The sequence below is a fragment of the Methylomonas stagni genome (genome assembly GCF_050154735.1).
Classification (GTDB): Bacteria; Pseudomonadota; Gammaproteobacteria; order Methylococcales; family Methylomonadaceae; genus Methylomonas; species Methylomonas koyamae_A.
Map to the genome: position 1 here is coordinate 4831306 of NZ_CP189557.1, position 16195 is coordinate 4847500.

Genomic DNA, 16195 nt, shown 5'->3' on the forward strand with positions numbered 1-16195 from the left:
GATTGCTAATACTCTGGGGGAAGTCGATATGTCCGATTTAGAAGCTATGGCCCCACGCGGGAACGCGCCTGGGCGACGTTGTAAAACAGGGAGTCAAACCGCGATTATCCGGGCCGCATCGGCGCTTGCCGGATTGTGGCTGGCCGCCGGCTGCGCGGCGACCAGCCCGAAGCAGGCGGCGGATTCGGGCGTGGCGCCGGTTTCGGTGTTGGTCGTGCCGTTGCAAGCGCCGCCTCTGGAGGTCTGGCCAGACCTGATCGAACAACGTCAACCGGCTTACCGCCAGATTCGTCATCAAGCCTTGGACTTCCCGGTTCACCGGGCGGCGTTTCGCTTGCCCGGCGGGATTTTAACCAGCGGTGCGCTCACCGGCGACGACGCGATCGCGTCGTCCGGCCCGGATTGGTCGCCGCTGCCGGCCCTGGCCGAGCGGGCCGCGCTGACCTTGCGCGCGCAAGGGGTCTACGCCAACGTTGCGGGTGCAATCGCCGCCTTGCCGTTGGCTCCGGAAACCGCCGATCCGGCGCGCTGGCGCGCGACGGTCCAGGCATGGTACGCCGCGCCGGCCGCCGTCTACCCTGTCGGCGTCGCCGACAAAGTGCTGGAATTGGGCATGTTGGGCTGGCGAACCTTCGACGATCAATTGTCGCTACGTTTGTTATGGAAATGGATCGATCCGGCCAGCGGGCGGGTGACCGGGCGCGGTAGCTCGGAACGTACCATGGTCGATTCGCAAGCGCGCGCCTCGTTAACCTTGGACGGTGCGGCCTTCAAGAGCGCGACGCTAAAACTGGGTGGCGCGTTACTCGACGACGGGTTGCCGGCCGGTTCCGCCGGACCGCGATGAGCGGGCGCATGTTAAGACGCCTGCGGGGATGGCGCTTCGGTTTATTCAACGCCTGTTTGGGGTTGGCGCATGCGCTGGTGATTTTCAATGCCGGGGCCTATATCGCCATGTTGCCGCGCGTCGCCGGCGGTCTGGGTATCGCGCCCAGCGAGGCGACCTGGACCCAGACCGATTACATGATGGCACTGGCGCTGGCTTATCCGTTGGGCGCTTGGCTGGTCAGACGCGTCGGCGACTACCGGGTGCTGGTGACGGCCTTGGTCGGTTTTGCCGTTGCATCCTGGTTGTGCGCCGCGGCGGACGGCTACGCGCGCTATCTGGCAGCGCGAATTTTACTCGGCGTTTGTGGCGGCATTTCGCTGCCGGCCGGGCAGACTTTGCTGTTGAACGAATATCCAGCGCGCGGAAAGTCGGTCGGTGTCGGCGTCTGGAGTGTATTTACGCTGACGCCGTTCAGCCTGGGGCCGCCGATCGGCGGCTGGATCGCCGACGAATGGGGGTGGCGCTGCCTGTTTTGGGCGAATGTGCCGATCGCGTTGAGCATTGCCGGCCTGGTCGCGGCCTTGCTATACCAGCGCAAGGTAGCCGTTGCCCGGTTGCGCTTAGATGGGCTGGGGTTGGCGAGTTGCGTTACGGCCTGGTTCGGTTTACAGACTTTATTGAATCGCGGCAACGACGTCGATTGGTGGCGGGCCGATTCGCAAATCGTCTTAGCGCTGGCGACGTTGTTGGCATTCGCGGTCTGGATAGGACGGGCGCGCTCAACTTGCCGACCTTATCTGGAGTTACGGCTATTGACCCATCGCAATTTCGCGGTTGGATTGACGGTATTGTGCGCCGGGTTTTTGGGGTTCCAGGGATTGTTGTCGCTGCTGATTGTGCAATTGCAGCTGAATTTGGGCTACTCGTCATGGTTGGCCGGTCTGGTTTTCTTGCCGATGGCGGTTTTCGCCAAACCGGTCGCGGCGGTGATGCATGAAATCGTCAAGCGCGTGGACGCCCGTTGGCTAGCAAGCTTGAGTTTGGCCGGATTTTCGGTGTGCTATTTCTGGTTGAGCCGCTTCGACGATAGCGCGGCTTTTGCGACGCTGTTGTGGCCGAAATTGCTGGAAGGCGCCTGCCTGGGCGGATTCTTCGTGCCGTTAACCGCGCTGATGCTGCACGATTTACCGGCACGGCGTCACGCCGCCGCGCTGGAATTGGCCGGCGCGCTGCGCATCGCGGCCGGCGCGATCGGCATTACCGTGCAAGGCTGCGTACTTTATCGGCGCGCGCCGCTACATGCCGTTCATTACGCTGAGTGGATGGTAACCGATAGCGTGGCCGCCGAGCGGGCCGCGTCGTGGTGGCGGTCCGCCGGCTATACCGACGACCAGGGGCTGGCCAGGCTGGCGAAAGCCGCCGGGCGCCAAGCGGCGATCCAGGGTATCAACGATGCGTTTTGGTTAGCCGGTTGCGGCTTTGCGATCTTGGCGGCACTGGTCTGGCTGGCGCGGCCGACGCGGGCGCGCTCGGCGCTGGCCGATTGGCGCGACGGTCGCGAGGAAGCGGTCATTGAGGAGGGCGCGTGAAACTCGCCGGCTGGGTTTGGGTTGTTGCGCTAGGAGGGCTGGGCGGGTGCGCCCGGTTCGGCGATTCCCGGCCGGCCGCCGAGCAAATTTCGCTCCCGCCGATGACGCAAACCTTGCGAGATGCGCAAACCGGCGCTTGGCCGGCGGCGGACTGGTGGCGCCAATTCGGCAGTCCGGAGCTGAATCGGCTAATCGAAACGGCGGTGGCGGACAATCCCGATCTGGGTGTTGCCGCCGCTCGTTTGCGGCAGGCGCGGGCGCTGGTCGACGGTCAGGCCGCGGCGCTCTATCCGACCGTGAGCGCCAATGTCGCTTTCAGTGCTCAGCGGTTTTCGGCGAACAGCGTTCAGGCGAAACTGGCCGGCGAGCAGTTTCGGCAATTATTAATCGATCCCGTGGTTTTACGGTATCACCTGGATCTTTGGGGTAGGGATCGCGCCGAATTGCAACAGGCCGTGGACGGCGCGCTGGCTAGCGCCGCTGAATTGGCGGACGCCCGGTTAATGTTGGCGGGTAGCGTGGCCCGAGCCTATTTCGATTTGGTCGCGGCCGAGCAACAACGCCTGGTCGGCGAACGCTTGTTGGCCAGTCGCCGGCGGTTGCTGGCCCTGGCGGCCCGTCGGCGCGATAGCGGCTTGAGCAGCGACGCGCCCTGGCTGAACACGCAAATAGACCTCGGCGAATCCGAGGCAAGCTTGGCGGCGACCGGCGCTTCGGTCGAACTCGGGCGGCATTTGCTGGCGGCGTTGGCCGGACGCGGCCCGGATTGGGGGGCGGATATCCGCGTAGAGCAGACGGCGCCGGCTTGGCCGGGTTTGCCGGCCGATTTGCCGTTGCATTTGCTGGCGCGGCGGCCAGATGTCAGCGCGGCGCGGTTACGTGCCGAGGCAGCCGCGGAAGCCGTGCATGTCGCCCAAACCGAGTTTTATCCGGACCTGATTTTGATCGGCTTGGCGGGCTTGCATAGCGTTAGCCTGACCGACGTGGTATTCCACGGTTCGAGTCTGGCGTACGCGGTTGGGCCGTCGTTGACATTCCCGCTGTTCGAAGGGGGTCGGCTGCGCGCTAATTTGGCCGATAGCGAGGCCGGTTACGACGCGGCGGTCGAGTTTTACAATGCGACATTGTCGACGGCGGCGCGCGAGGTCGTCGATGCCGTGAGCCGTGGCCGTGAGGCGTTCGCCACCGCTGAAGCGCTAGTCCAAAACCTAGCGGATGCGGAACGGACCAAGCGAGTGGCCGATATTTTGCGGCAAACGGGCTTAAGCGATGCCGCCGGTCCGCTTCAGGCCGCCGTTGTCGTCGATAGGCTGCACTGGCGAATTGCGACGGCGCAAGCGGCGCGGGCTAAGGCGGTTGTCGCGTTGTGCGAAGCCTTGGGCGGCGGCTTTCAGGAAGACCAAGTCCTGTCGGTTGGCCGATGAGCGAAGTCCGCGGACACGGTCCCCGAGCAGCCCTGCGTCGGCGCAATCGGCGTTTGCGCTGGACCTTGATCGCTTGCGTAACGGTCGCGTTGGCTTATGCCGCGCGCGGCTGGTGGCTGGATAGACACTGGGTGAGTACCGACGATGCTTTTGTCGCCGGCCATGTGCTTGGGGTCGAGGCGCAAACGGCGGGTACCGTGGTGGAGATATTGGCCGAGGACACGCAAGCGGTGGCGGCCGGTCAGTTGTTGGTCAGGCTGGATGGCCGGCATGCCGAAATCGGCTTGCGCCAAGCAGAGGCTGAGTTGGCGGATGCGGTTCGGCGGATCGCGGCATTGGCGGCGAAGCGGGACACCTTGCACCAACGCTTGGCGGCGCGCGGCGCGGCATTGGCGGCGGTCCGTCACGACCTTAACCGTATGCGTTTGGCGATTGACGAGGGCGCGGTATCCGAACAGCAGGTGCAAAATGCCGAAGATAAAATCCGCGAGCTGGAAGCGGCGGAGTTCGAAGTCGGCGCGGAACAAACCGAATTGGCGGCGCAACTCGGAACCACCGATATCGCCGAACATCCTGCCGTCGAATTAGCCAAGCAACGCCTGCGTCGTGCCTACTTGGAGTACCGGCGTCGGGAAGTCCGCGCGCCCGTCGCCGGTGTCGTCGCTAAACGTAAGGCCAGGGTTGGCGATAGCGTTCAACCGGGCACCGCGCTATTGACCATCGTGGCCGTGGATCGTTTGTGGGTCGAGGCCAATGTGCCGGAAAACCGCATAGCCGGCATTCGTCCGGGTCTGCAGGCCGAAATCCGGGTCGATGCCTATCCGGACCGGCTTTATCACGGTCGCGTGGAGGGTTTGCTACCGGGTACCGGCAGCGTGTTTGCGTTATTGCCGACCGATAACGCGACCGGCAATTTCATACATGTCGCCGAGCGGGTGCCGGTCCGGGTGGTCCTGAACAACGAGGAACTGGCCGAGCGGCCGTTACAGCCGGGATTGTCGACACTGACTCGCATCGAACTGGTTGCCGATGATCGTCAAACTCCCCGACAATCGTTGGTCGATACGACCGCCGTCGAGTATAGAACCACGGTTTACGACGACGAGTTAGCCGGGGTAGAAGAGGCGATCGCGTCGATTGTCGCGGCTAACCGGCGGTAGCAAATGGGGCGGGCGCACTTGGCAAGGTATCGGCGAGATTACAAAAAGGCATAGAGCTGTTCTCTATGGGTAGCTCCATGCGTGGTCGGGTGTCGGTGCTCGAATAGCAGCTTCGCCCGACTTTGTTGGCTTTGGCACAATCTGGCGTTCGCGAAAGACTCGGATTTGGGCAGGATGTGCCGGGCAATGCTGGGCCGCGACGGTCGGTTTGCCTATTTTCAGAGATCGCCGAAAATTTGGAACGGCTTTTGCTGGATGGGTTTACCATCCATTGTCGAGAGTGTGCCATGACCTTACATATTGCCTCCATGATGCCGGACCGCGCGCTGGAAGACAGCGCGATCGCCAAGGCCATTACCAAAGTTGCCATCGATCTGGCCGGACTGCGCGAACATCATCTGCAGAAGCGCATGCCGGTCGTGGATATTGTGTTTATGCTGCCGAGCCGGGTCGAAAAAGCCGATTTCGACGGCTTGCGCTTGCATTCTTTCGACGAGTCGATGCAGGTTTTGCGGGTCGAATCGGCGGTGCCCGAGAAAATGGTGGCTTCGTCTCACGCCGAGCGTTACGTGGTTGCGGTGATGCTAGATGCGATTGAAGCCGCCGGCGACTTTTTTGCCGAGAGAAGCATTTTGTTCGATGCGCCGGAGCATCTGACAATGGTGCTTGCGTTGTTTCCCGATCGGCAACACGCGATCAATTAAGGCTCGCTCGGCTAAGTCTTGCGACTGGCTCGCGTCGCGGCCACTGGCGTCGCGATTGACGATAGTCTAGCGCATTTGAGGTTGTCGAGTCAGTCTGACCGGATTGCTTAACGCGATTCGGCTTGGCCGGAAAAACGGTTTCGGGCTGGGTAGGTTTTAGTTTTCGGGGTGGATTTTGTGGCCGAATAATCGGTTGCCCCAAATTTAATGACACAAAAAAGCCGCTTTCCAGCGGCTTTTTTGGTAGAACCGATTAACGTTTCGAGTATTGCGGACGTTTTCTGGCTTTGTGTAGACCGACTTTTTTACGTTCGACGACACGGGCGTCGCGAGTTACGTAACCGGCTTTACGCAGGGGCGATCTCAATACTTCGTCGAATTCGATTAGGGCGCGAGCCAAGCCGTGTCTGATGGCACCGGCTTGACCAGATGGGCCTCCGCCGCTAACGAGGATGTTGACGTCGAAGTCGGCGGTTTTGCCCAACAACTCCAGCGGTTGTCTGGCAATCATCTCGTCGGTTTTGCGACCGAAATATTGCTCAACAGGGAGGCTGTTGATGGTGAATTTGCCTGAGCCGATGGTGGCGTAAACGCGCGCGACCGAGCTTTTGCGACGACCTGTTCCGTAGTACTGAGCTGCCATAAACTATCTACCTGCTTAGAATTCTAAAACTTTGGGTTGCTGAGACTGATGATTGTGCTCAGAACCCGCGTAAACTTTCAATTTTTTGAACATTGCCCGCCCCAACGGATTCTTAGGCAGCATGCCTTGTACCGCGGTTGTGATGATGCGGTCCGGGAAGGTTTGTCTCAATTTGCCCAGCGAAGCAGACTTCATGTTGCCTATGTAGCCGGTGTGGCGATAGTACATTTTGTCTTTTTCCTTGTTGCCGGTCACGCCGACTTTCTCGGCATTGATGACGATGATGTAGTCGCCGGTGTCGACGTGCGGCGTGTATTCGGGTTTGTGTTTGCCGCGAAGACGGCGTGCAATCTCAGTAGCAAGGCGACCTAATGTCTTTCCTTCCGCATCGATCACGTACCAGTCGCGCTTTACTTCCGCGGGCTTTGCACTAAATGTTTTCATTATTTGCTTCTCAAAGGTTGAGGCGGTCTATAAAAACCCGGAATTCTACTGAAACGTCAAGCCAAATTCAAGTTTATTTGGGTTTGAATACCGACGCTTAACCGTGTGCTTGCGTTTTATCGATCGCGTAAGCACCTGGCGCGCGGTGTTCGTAACGATAGTCGTCACTTCGGATTGTTATCAAGACCGGCTGGAGATCCTAGGATGCATTGGCCTTTGGCCGCGCGGATTTTGAGTGACGAGAGCGAAACACGGTGTCCAGCGGCGAATTTCGATCGATGGAAAACTCGGGCTATCGATGCGACCCGTGATCAGTTCGCCAGACAGCGCGCGAACGGCACCCAAGTCCAGTATTGATAACGGCGATTTCACTGGTAGTCTTGCCTAAGGCGCGGAGAACCAAGTCCGAAACTGTCATAATCGCCCGCCTCGGGATACTATAGCGCTCCAGTGAGCGGCCCACTCTCGATCGGCTTGGGAAATTCGTCAATCAGCCGGTGTATCGCGAGCCGCGAGAACGATCATTTAACGCACAGACCAGAAAAATCGCTTATGCAAACATTAAACAGAACAATTACAAAAAATGTGACATGGATTTTTTTCGGCGCCTGCTTGGCCTCGTTTAACGTCGCCTGGGCCGAATCCGATATGCAACTGCAGGAAAAAGCGCTGAAGGCGCGGGAAATGAGTCGGCATCAGGAGCAAGGCGTCGATCATTCCGCCCACGCCGCTCCGGCAGACGAAACCGGCGGGTTTCGCGGCGTGTTCTACGGTTACTTGCCGTGTAAGGAAAAGGATTGCGATGGTTTTAAAATGACGCTGTCGCTCAAACCAAAAAGCAATTATTTGTTGGTAACCCAATACGCCAGGGAGTCCAGTCGGGAGTATTACGACAAAGGTAAATACGCGTGGGACGAAAAGTCCCGCACCTTGCTGCTAACCTCGAAGAAAGACGAATCGGTGCGGAAATTCACGATTCAGGACGACAGTACGCTAGTGTTGCTGAACAGTGACGGCAAGCCGATGGCCGGCGATCAGGACGATTATACCTTGCGCCGTAGCGACAAAGCCAAATCCCGCGAAGTGCATATTCATTAACGCGAGCAGGCGGCGAGGCGACCAATCTCCGCGCCGCCTTGCCGAGGCCGTTTTTTGTCGGTTTCGGCGGTGCTGACTTAGAGTTTGATCTTCAGCGAATGCAGCTTGCGGTACAAATGGGTGCGCTCCATGCCGATGGCCGCCGCCAATTTAGCCACGCTGCCGCCGGTCTTTTCGAAATGGTATTCCAGATAGGACTTTTCGAAGTGGTCGCGGGCTTCTTTTAGCGGCAGATTGAAAAATTCCGGCACGTTCGAGCCCAGTTTGGGTTGCTCCGCGATCGAGCCCAGCGCGGTCTTGACTTCGTCCAGCTCGATGTCGTCGCCGGCGCCCAAAATCATCAGGCGTTGCACCAGATTGCGCAATTCCCGGACATTGCCCGGCCAGCTATAGTTGCGCAGATAATTTTGCGCGGCCATCGAGAAGCGTCGGAACGGCAATTTTTCGTGCATCACGAAATGATCGACGTAGAAATTCAACAGTGCCGGTACGTCTTCGCTGTGATCGCGTAGCGGCGAGATGTCTAGCGTCACCACGTTCAGTAAATAGTACAAATCCTGGCGAAAACGGCCGCTGTTGACCTCCTCGTCCAGCGCTAACCGCGTCGAAGCGACGACACGTACATCCACTCTGACCGCCTGACTGCCGCCGACTCGCAGAAAGGAGCTGGATTCCAGCGCGCTGAGCAAGCGGGTTTGGGTTTCCGGGTCCATGCCGCCGATTTCGCCGAGGAACAAGGTGCCCCGATGGGCTTGTTCCAGCAAGCCTCGATAAATCCGGCCGTTGTCCTCGCGGCCGAAAAACTCGACGGCTGCGTTTTCCGGCGAAATGCTGCCGACCGAGACGTCGACGAAGGGGCCGTCACGCCGCGAGCTGGCGTTGTGCAGGTATCGGGCGTACATTTCCTTGCCGACGCCGGCTTCGCCGACGAACAGCACTCTGGCATCGTGTTGGGCCAGACGCTTCAGTTTGTCCTTGGTGCGCTCGACCACGGCGCTTTTGCCGACCGGCTCGACCGTGATCATCAGTTGTTGTTTTAGGCCGGCGTTTTCGCGTTGCAGCGAGCTGGTTTCCAGCGCTCGCTCGACGATCAGCAGCAATTTTGCCAGCGACAGCGGTTTTTCCAGAAAGTCGTAGGCGCCCAGCCGAGTGGCTTCGACCGCCGATTCAACCGAACCGTGGCCGGACATCATGATTACCGGACATAGCGAGCTATCCTCTCCGACCCATTCGCGCAGCAAGGTGATGCCGTCGCTGTCGGGCATCCAGATATCCAGCAATATCAGATTGGGCGGACGCTGGTTTTTCAACTTACGGGCTTCGCTGGCGTTTTCGGCCATCGCGACATCGTAACCTTCGTCTTCCAAAATTTCCGATACCAGTTGACGAATGTCCTGCTCGTCGTCGACGACCAATATGTAGGGCGCTTGCTTGTTCATGAAGGGTTCCCGAATTCAAAGACCGGCAGTTGGATGATGAAGCCGGCCCCGGCATTATAAGACGTATCCACCCAGATCACGCCGCCGTGTTCCTCGATAATTTTCTTGACGATGGCCAGGCCCAGGCCGGTGCCCTTGGCCTTGCTGGTCACGTAGGGCTCGAAAATCGTTTCTATCTGCTCAGCATTCAGGCCGCTGCCGTTGTCGTACAGGCTCAGTTCCACGTATTCGGCGTTGTTGCGTACCACCTTGGCGATCTTGATCGTCACCCGGCACTGTTCGGGGGTCGCTTCTTGGGCGTTCTTGATCAGATTGTGCAGCACTTGGCGAATGCTGACCGGGTCGGCCTCGACGATGACCCGCTGATTCTTGAAATCCGTGTCGAATTTAATGCCGAACGGCGTGTACAGCGCCAGCACTTCTTGGATCAAGTCCAGCAAATGGATTTTTTCGACTTGCTTCTTGGACGGCCGGGCGTACTCGGAAAAGTCGTCGACCATCCGTTTCATCGCCTCGACCTGTTGGACGATGGTGCGGGTGCCGCGTTGCAAAAACTCAGCGCCGGCCTCGTCGAGTTCCTTGGCCAGTTTGTGTTGCAGACGTTCGGCCGACAGCTGAATCGGCGTCAACGGATTCTTGATTTCGTGAGCCAGTCGGCGGGCTACCTCGCCCCAAGCCGCGTTCTTTTGGGCTTGTATAAGGTCGGTAACGTCGTCGAATACCACCACCGCGCCGGTGCGGCTGCCGTCCTGCTGGAACAGCGGCGTGCCGCGGCACAGCAATTCCTGGCGGCCGTTGGGGCCGAGGAAGACAATGCGCTGCTCCCAGATGTCGTCGGCTTTTTCCAGCAGGCGCTGGATCGCTGTCAGCATGTCGGCCAGTTCGACGTGATTGGCGGCCAGTTCCGGTAAGGTTTGGCCGACGAAATGGCTGACCGGGATGTGCAGAATTCGGTAGGCGGCCTGGTTGGCGGTGCGGATGTAGTAGCGGGCGTCGAAGCTGATCACGCCGGCGGTCAGATTGGCGAGAATGGTTTCCAGGTAGGCGCGTTGATTTTCGACTTCCAGGCCGGCGGCGCGGGTTTCGTCGCGGGAGCGGCCGATACGCCGGGTCATCTGGTTGAACGATTCGACCAAAAAGCCCAAATCGTCCTGGCTCATGACCGGCAGTTGCTGTTGATAGTCTCCCTCGGCGACGGCCTGGGTGCCTTTGACCAACTCCTTGACCGGCGCGACGATGTTGCGGATGCTGATGAAAGCCACCCAAATCGCCGCGAGCAGACTCAACAGTAGCACCAGCAGCAATATCAACGAGAAACTGGTTTTCAGCGAGTCGCGCAGAAAATTCATCTGCTGGTAGCGAATGAAGGCGAACTCGATCGAGTCGGCCAAATCGGTGACCCGTAGCGGAATCGGATACAGCACTTGCAGGTAGCGACTTTGGTCCGGCTCCAGCGAGACGATGATGCGGACCAGCATGTCGTCGTTGTCGCCGGGATCGAACGCGAAATATTGCTTGTTTTGGCGTAGCTGTAGCCAGATCTGTTCGTCCGGCATGTGCGGCAGAATGTCGCTGGGATTGACGCTGCTCGACGCCAAAATCCGGCCTTGATGGGTGAAGACCGCCAGCTCCAACGCGCCGGATTCGGCCCACAGCGAGCCGATTTCCAACGCGATCAGATGCTCCGACTTACCACGCAATTTGTCGGCCATTTGCTGGGTTTGCTTAATGTGCCAATTCATCCGTTGGGTCAGTGACGACTGGCTGAGTTCCAGCGCGTCGTCCATCGCCCGGTCGATTTCGACGTTGAACCAACTGTCGATGCCTTGATGCAGGAATTGCACCGAAAAATAAAACACGATGGCCGCCGGAGCCAAGGCCAATAACACGAACAGTGACACCATCCGGGTGGTCAGCCGGGAGCCGGCCTCCTTCTTCTTCAGTTCGCGGACCAGAGAGTAAGCGTTGACAACGACCAGACCCAGCAGGATGATCGATCCGAGCGTGTTGATGACCAGCAGCCAGGAATACATTTCGCCGAGTTCGGACGATTCCTGGCTGGCGCTGCTCATCAATTGCAACAGCAGCAAGACCGCCCCGAACAGGATGACGATCAGAGCGCTGGCCGGCAGTTTTATTTTGGGATTGACCATAAATACCAGTCGCTGGACAAAAACCACCGATGGTCCAGATAGGCCATCGGCCGGAGCGGAATCGGCAGGGCTTCGCGGTCGAAGCGGGTTTTTACCGCGAGCTGTAACGGCGTCGCGTCGAGATTTTCGCCGGCCGGCGCCATGTCCGTGCTGATAGACGCCATGAACGCCAAGGCCGCGCTCAGGGTTAAAAACATTTCGCTGTCGCCGTTTCCGGTTTCGACGGCGTATTGGTTTAGCAAGGCGTGAAATTGCAGGGTGTAGCGCAGTTCGCGGCTGTAGACGGTTTCTTCCCATAACCGGCCGGGGCGACGTAACTCGATAACAACACGCCAGGTTAGCGGTACCCCTTTATGTAGCGCTTCCTTGGCGGTCGGACTCAAGCGATATTCGATTTGCACACCGGCTGAGTAACCGTATTCGCTGGTTTTCCATTGTGGGTCGCCGATTTTTGCCGAGTAATCGCCGCCAGAGGCAGTTGGTAGCCAGAAGGCGATGATCAGCGACAGCAACGCGCTGATCCAGCGCCGATTTCCGGGGTATCCGCGCGCGGGGTGCCGCTTGTCGCTCTGTTCGCTAGCGCCACTTAGCGCGGTGTCAGGCGGATTTCCGCAGCTTGGCATAATAGAATCCGTCCATTTGCCGGTCGCCGGTTAGAATCTGCCGGCCGTGCGGCCGCGCCAGTCCCCAATGAGCGGCGATCGGGAGTTCGGCGGCCTCGGGGTGATCGGCCAGGAACTGCTCGATTTGCGCTTCGTTTTCCCGCTTCAGAACCGAACAGGTGGCGTAAAGCAGGATGCCGCCCGGAGCCAACAAATCCCAGACGGCATTGAGGATTTGCGCTTGCAACGCGGTCAGCGTCGCCAGATCGGACTCGCGGCGCAGCAGTTTGATGTCGGGATGACGGCGGATCACGCCGAGGCCGGAGCAGGGTGCATCGACCAAAATTCGCTCGAAAAGGTGGCCGCCGGCCCACGAATCCGGGCGGGTGGCGTCGGCGGCCAGCGTGGTTGCCGACACGCCGAGGCGAGTCAGATTGTCGTCGACCCGCTTTAGTCGAGCTGGATCGATGTCGATCGCCAACACCTCGGCCGAGGGTTGCATTTCCAGGATCGCGGCGGTTTTGCCGCCGGGCGCGGCGCACACGTCGAGTACGCGTTGGCCGGCTTGCACGTCGAGTAGTTCGGCGGCCAGCTGAGCGGCGGCATCTTGCACCGATACGCGACCGTCCGCGAAACCGGGTAGTTGTTCGACGGACAACGCCTGGTCCAATCGCAGCGCGGTCGCGCAGCCGTCCACCGCTTGGGCCGCGATGCCGGCCGCGGCCAGTTCGTCCAGATACGCGCCGCGTTCGCCGCGCAGTGCGTTCACGCGTAGCATCATCGGTGGGGCGTGGTCGTCGGCGCTGAGCAGCCGGGGGTAGTGGTCGGGCCAGTCGGCGGCAAACGCGGCGATCATCCAGGCCGGATGGTTGGAACGGGCTTGGTCGTCTTCGGCGCAGGCGGCGGTCAGCGCTTCGGCATCGCGCAGATACTGGCGCAGCACCGCGTTAACCAGGTTTTTGGCCCAAGGTTTGTGGCTGGTGGCGGCGACGGTTTCCGAGACCGCCGCGTGCGGCTTGACCCGCATGTGCTGCAGTTGATAAAGCCCGACCAACAGTAAAGCCTTGATATCGGTATCCTTGGCTTTCAACGGCCTGGACAGTAGTTTGCCGAGCATGAATTCCAGTGCGAAATAGTGGCGGATTACGCCGTAGCAGCAGGCTTGGACGAAGGCCTTGTCCTGGTGGTCCTTGATTTTGGGCAGGCCGGCGTCGAGCGCGGCGGTCAAGGAAACGCCGTCGGCGAGGACCTTGGCGAGTATCTGCGCCGCGCAGCCGCGAAGGTTCATAATCCCAACACCGCGCCGTCGGCCGGATGGGCGTTCAGGAAGTCGCGGGCGTTCAGCCGTTTGCCGCCCGGTAACTGCACTTCCAGCAGCCGCAAGGTGCCGGCGCCGGTGGCGACGTCCAAAGCGTGCTCGCCGCAATCCACCGTTCCCGGCGCGCCGCCGAGCGGCCGGGCCACCGCGGCGGCCCGCCACACGCGCAACACTTGACCGTCGAAGCTGGTTTGCGCGACCGGCCAGGCATTCAGACCACGAATTTTGCGGTCCAACGCATCGGCGGATTCCGACCAATCCAGAATCGCTTCGGCTTTTTCGAGTTTGTGGGCGTAGGTGACGAGCGCTTCGTCCTGCGGCTCGGCGACCACGTTGCCGGCGGCGATTTGATCGACGACTGTGACTAAGCCTTCCGCGCCCATCAGGGCAAGGCGGTCGTGCAGTTCGCTGCTGGTCGACGTCGGGCCGATCGGGCAGGCGACTTTGTACAGCATGTCGCCGGCATCCAGCTTTTTGACGACTTTCATGATCGTGATGCCGGTCTCGACATCGCCGGCCATCACGGCGCGATGGATGGGGGCCGCGCCGCGCCAGCGCGGCAGTAGCGAGCCGTGGACGTTGAGGCTGCCGAATTTGGGAATGTCGAGTACGGCCTGCGGCAGGATCAGCCCATAGGCGACCACCACCAGTAAATCCGGCTGTAAGGCCGCCAGCGCTTCAATCGCGCCAGGTTGTTTGAAGTTTTCCGGTTGGTAGACTGGAATGTCGTGCGTCATAGCCAGGGTCTTGACCGGACTGGCGGTCAGCTTTCGGCCACGACCGGCGGGGCGGTCGGGCTGGGTGTAAGCCGCGACGACTCGATGCCGCGAAGCGATCAGGGCTTGCAGCGTCGGTACCGCGAAGTCCGGCGTGCCGGCGAAGACGATGTTCATCGGGAAGTCCTTTATAAGCCCTGAGACTTGTGGATTTTGTCCAATTTGGCCTTGATCCGGTTGCGTTTGAAAGGGGACAGGTAGTCGACGAACAGCTTGCCGAGCAAATGGTCCATTTCGTGTTGTATGCAGACGGCCAACAGGTCTCTGGCTTCGATTTCGAAGCTTTGGCCGTCGCGGTTTAGTGCCCGGACCTTGATATGCTCGGCGCGACTGACTTTCTCGAAAAAGCCGGGAACCGATAGGCAGCCTTCCTCGGATTCCTCGACGCCGTCGCGCTCGATGATTTCCGGGTTGATCAGGCAGATCGGTTCGTCCTTGTTCTCGCTGACGTCCATAACCAGTACGCGCTTATGCACGTTGACCTGCGTCGCGGCCAGGCCGACGCCCTTGGCGGCGTACATCGTCTCCAGCATATCATCGACCAGGGTTTTGATGTCGTCGTCGACCTGGCTGACTTCCGCGGCGACCGTGCGCAGCCGTTTGTCGGGAAATTCCAGGATCTTAAGAATACTCACCCATTACTCCAGTTAATTGTATCGGTAAGCCGCTAATTTTATCCGAAATCGGTTCGGCTTTGAATTCGGAGCGGGGATGGCCTCGGCGGCGAAGCCGGCGCGGGGCTGGCATTCCATCGCAAATCATCTAAACTGTGCGCCGTCATCCATCATGTTACCGTTGCGGCGCGGCCAACAAATCAAGGGGCCATCAATAGCCTGACTTTCGGTCTCGGAATTGTCATTTGTCTCGTTTAGCTCGGTTTTTTCAGGACTTCCTATGTTTTCGCGCACCTTACCGGCAGTTTTGCTTTTCCTGGCTCTGGCATGCGCCGCGGTTCGGGCCGACGAGTTGCAAATCAATCCCAACCATCCTGACCAGTACACCGTGGTCAGGGGGATACTCTGTGGGACATCTCCGGGAGGTTCTTGCAACACCCCTGGCAATGGCCGGAACTTTGGCGTAACAACCCTCTGATTAAGGACCCGCACTGGATTTATCCGGGCGATACGCTTTATTTTTCCTACGTCAACGGCGCGCCGCGTCTGAGTTTGACACCGCCGGGCGGAGACGAAAAAGTGCTGCCCAAGGTGCGAGAATCGGCCGTGGACCGCGCGGTGCAAATGATTCCGAGCGATGCGATCGTCCAGTTTTTGAATTCGCCGAAAGTGGTCAGCGCCGAGGAATTGCAAAACGCGCCCTACGTGATCGGTTTCGTCGGCGAGCATCTGATCGCCGGTGCCGGCGACGGTGTTTACGTACGGGGTATCGACGAGCCGCAAAGCCTGGGGTACACAATCTTCCGGCAGGGAAAGCCTTATGTCGATCCGCTGAGTCAGGAAATTCTCGGTTACGAGGCGCAATTCGTCGCCGACGCAACCCTGCAGGATATTGGCGATCCGGCCACGTTCGCGGTCAATAAGTCGGATACCGAGATTCAACGCGGCGACCGTTTGATGCCGACCGCGGCGGGCGAAATGGCCTTGAACTATTTTCCGCGTCCGCCGGAAAAACGGGTGGTCGGCAGCATCATTCGGGTCATGGGGGGCGTGTCGCAAATCGGCCAGCACGATGTCGTGGTCATCGACCGGGGTAGCGCCGATGGTTTGGAAGCCGGGCATACTCTGGACGTCTACCGGCGCGGGCAGATGATACTGGATCGCTATCAGTCTCAGCAGCCGGTCGCGGTGAAAATGCCGGATGAGCAGGCTGGGGTTCTGATGGTATTTCGGCCGTTCGAACGGGTCAGTTATGCATTAGTGATGAAGGCCACCGCGGCGATGCACACCTTGGATCGGGTGCAAACGCCTTGACGCGGGACCTTCAAGTTCCCTCGAGACCTTCGGACCTCGCTTGAAAGACGCTGGGCATCCCGAAACTCGGCAGTGGCTGGCTCTTCTG

At 59.8% G+C, this 16195-nt stretch carries 14 protein-coding genes and 1 pseudogene; 7 read left to right on the forward strand and 8 right to left on the reverse strand.

The window, feature by feature from the left end:
* Positions 1–28 precede the first annotated feature (28 nt).
* From ACP4CD_RS22125 to ACP4CD_RS22145, 5 genes are all read left to right on the forward strand, one after another.
* Complete coding sequence (locus ACP4CD_RS22125; RefSeq protein ID WP_426992661.1) at positions 29–847, forward strand: hypothetical protein; 819 nt, start codon at positions 29–31, stop codon at positions 845–847.
* An 8-nt stretch (positions 848–855) separates the two neighbouring features.
* On the forward strand, positions 856–2418 hold the full coding sequence (locus tag ACP4CD_RS22130; protein WP_426992662.1) for a DHA2 family efflux MFS transporter permease subunit: 1563 nt from the start codon (positions 856–858) through the stop codon (positions 2416–2418).
* Complete coding sequence (locus ACP4CD_RS22135; RefSeq protein ID WP_426992663.1) at positions 2415–3842, forward strand: efflux transporter outer membrane subunit; 1428 nt, start codon at positions 2415–2417, stop codon at positions 3840–3842. Before ACP4CD_RS22130 ends, ACP4CD_RS22135 begins: the two co-directional genes overlap by 4 nt.
* Complete coding sequence (locus ACP4CD_RS22140; protein WP_426992665.1) at positions 3839–5002, forward strand: efflux RND transporter periplasmic adaptor subunit; 1164 nt, start codon at positions 3839–3841, stop codon at positions 5000–5002. Before ACP4CD_RS22135 ends, ACP4CD_RS22140 begins: the two co-directional genes overlap by 4 nt.
* A gap of 287 nt (positions 5003–5289) precedes the next feature.
* Positions 5290–5706, forward strand: a complete 417-nt coding sequence (locus tag ACP4CD_RS22145; protein WP_231883683.1) for a hypothetical protein — start codon at positions 5290–5292, stop codon at positions 5704–5706.
* Positions 5707–5959: 253 nt separating this feature from the next.
* Here the strand turns inward: ACP4CD_RS22145 and rpsI are convergent, their stop codons facing one another.
* Entirely contained in the window at positions 5960–6349 is a 390-nt protein-coding gene (gene rpsI / locus ACP4CD_RS22150; protein ID WP_064029605.1) for a 30S ribosomal protein S9, read from the reverse strand.
* A gap of 15 nt (positions 6350–6364) precedes the next feature.
* The gene (gene rplM, locus ACP4CD_RS22155) at positions 6365–6793 is read right to left on the reverse strand and encodes a 50S ribosomal protein L13 (RefSeq protein ID WP_064029603.1); all 429 of its coding nucleotides are present in this window, start codon (positions 6791–6793) and stop codon (positions 6365–6367) included.
* A 585-nt stretch (positions 6794–7378) separates the two neighbouring features.
* Here rplM and ACP4CD_RS22160 point away from each other — a divergent pair.
* A complete protein-coding gene (locus ACP4CD_RS22160; RefSeq protein WP_331710123.1) occupies positions 7379–7891 on the forward strand; it encodes a copper resistance protein NlpE in 513 nt (170 codons plus the stop codon).
* A 77-nt stretch (positions 7892–7968) separates the two neighbouring features.
* Here the strand turns inward: ACP4CD_RS22160 and ACP4CD_RS22165 are convergent, their stop codons facing one another.
* From ACP4CD_RS22165 to def, 6 genes are read right to left on the reverse strand one after another with little or no spacing between them, the layout of a single operon-like run.
* Positions 7969–9330: a sigma-54-dependent transcriptional regulator gene (locus ACP4CD_RS22165; protein ID WP_281021228.1), complete on the reverse strand. Its 1362-nt coding sequence runs from the start codon at positions 9328–9330 to the stop codon at positions 7969–7971.
* Complete coding sequence (locus ACP4CD_RS22170; protein WP_426992667.1) at positions 9327–11483, reverse strand: ATP-binding protein; 2157 nt, start codon at positions 11481–11483, stop codon at positions 9327–9329. The genes ACP4CD_RS22165 and ACP4CD_RS22170 overlap by 4 nt, the downstream gene beginning before the upstream one ends.
* Entirely contained in the window at positions 11465–12106 is a 642-nt protein-coding gene (locus tag ACP4CD_RS22175; RefSeq protein WP_426992668.1) for a DUF4390 domain-containing protein, read from the reverse strand. The genes ACP4CD_RS22170 and ACP4CD_RS22175 overlap by 19 nt, the downstream gene beginning before the upstream one ends.
* A complete protein-coding gene (gene rsmB, locus ACP4CD_RS22180; RefSeq protein ID WP_426992669.1) occupies positions 12081–13373 on the reverse strand; it encodes a 16S rRNA (cytosine(967)-C(5))-methyltransferase RsmB in 1293 nt (430 codons plus the stop codon). The genes ACP4CD_RS22175 and rsmB overlap by 26 nt, the downstream gene beginning before the upstream one ends.
* Positions 13370–14296 (reverse strand): methionyl-tRNA formyltransferase, encoded by a 927-nt coding sequence (gene fmt, locus ACP4CD_RS22185; RefSeq protein ID WP_426992670.1) that lies wholly within the window; start codon positions 14294–14296, stop codon positions 13370–13372. The genes rsmB and fmt overlap by 4 nt, the downstream gene beginning before the upstream one ends.
* Before the next feature lie 11 nt (positions 14297–14307).
* On the reverse strand, positions 14308–14814 hold the full coding sequence (def, locus tag ACP4CD_RS22190; protein WP_064031308.1) for a peptide deformylase: 507 nt from the start codon (positions 14812–14814) through the stop codon (positions 14308–14310).
* Between the two features lie 259 nt (positions 14815–15073).
* Here def and ACP4CD_RS22195 point away from each other — a divergent pair.
* Positions 15074–16107, forward strand: a pseudogene (locus ACP4CD_RS22195) (LysM peptidoglycan-binding domain-containing protein).
* Positions 16108–16195: the final 88 nt, after the last annotated feature.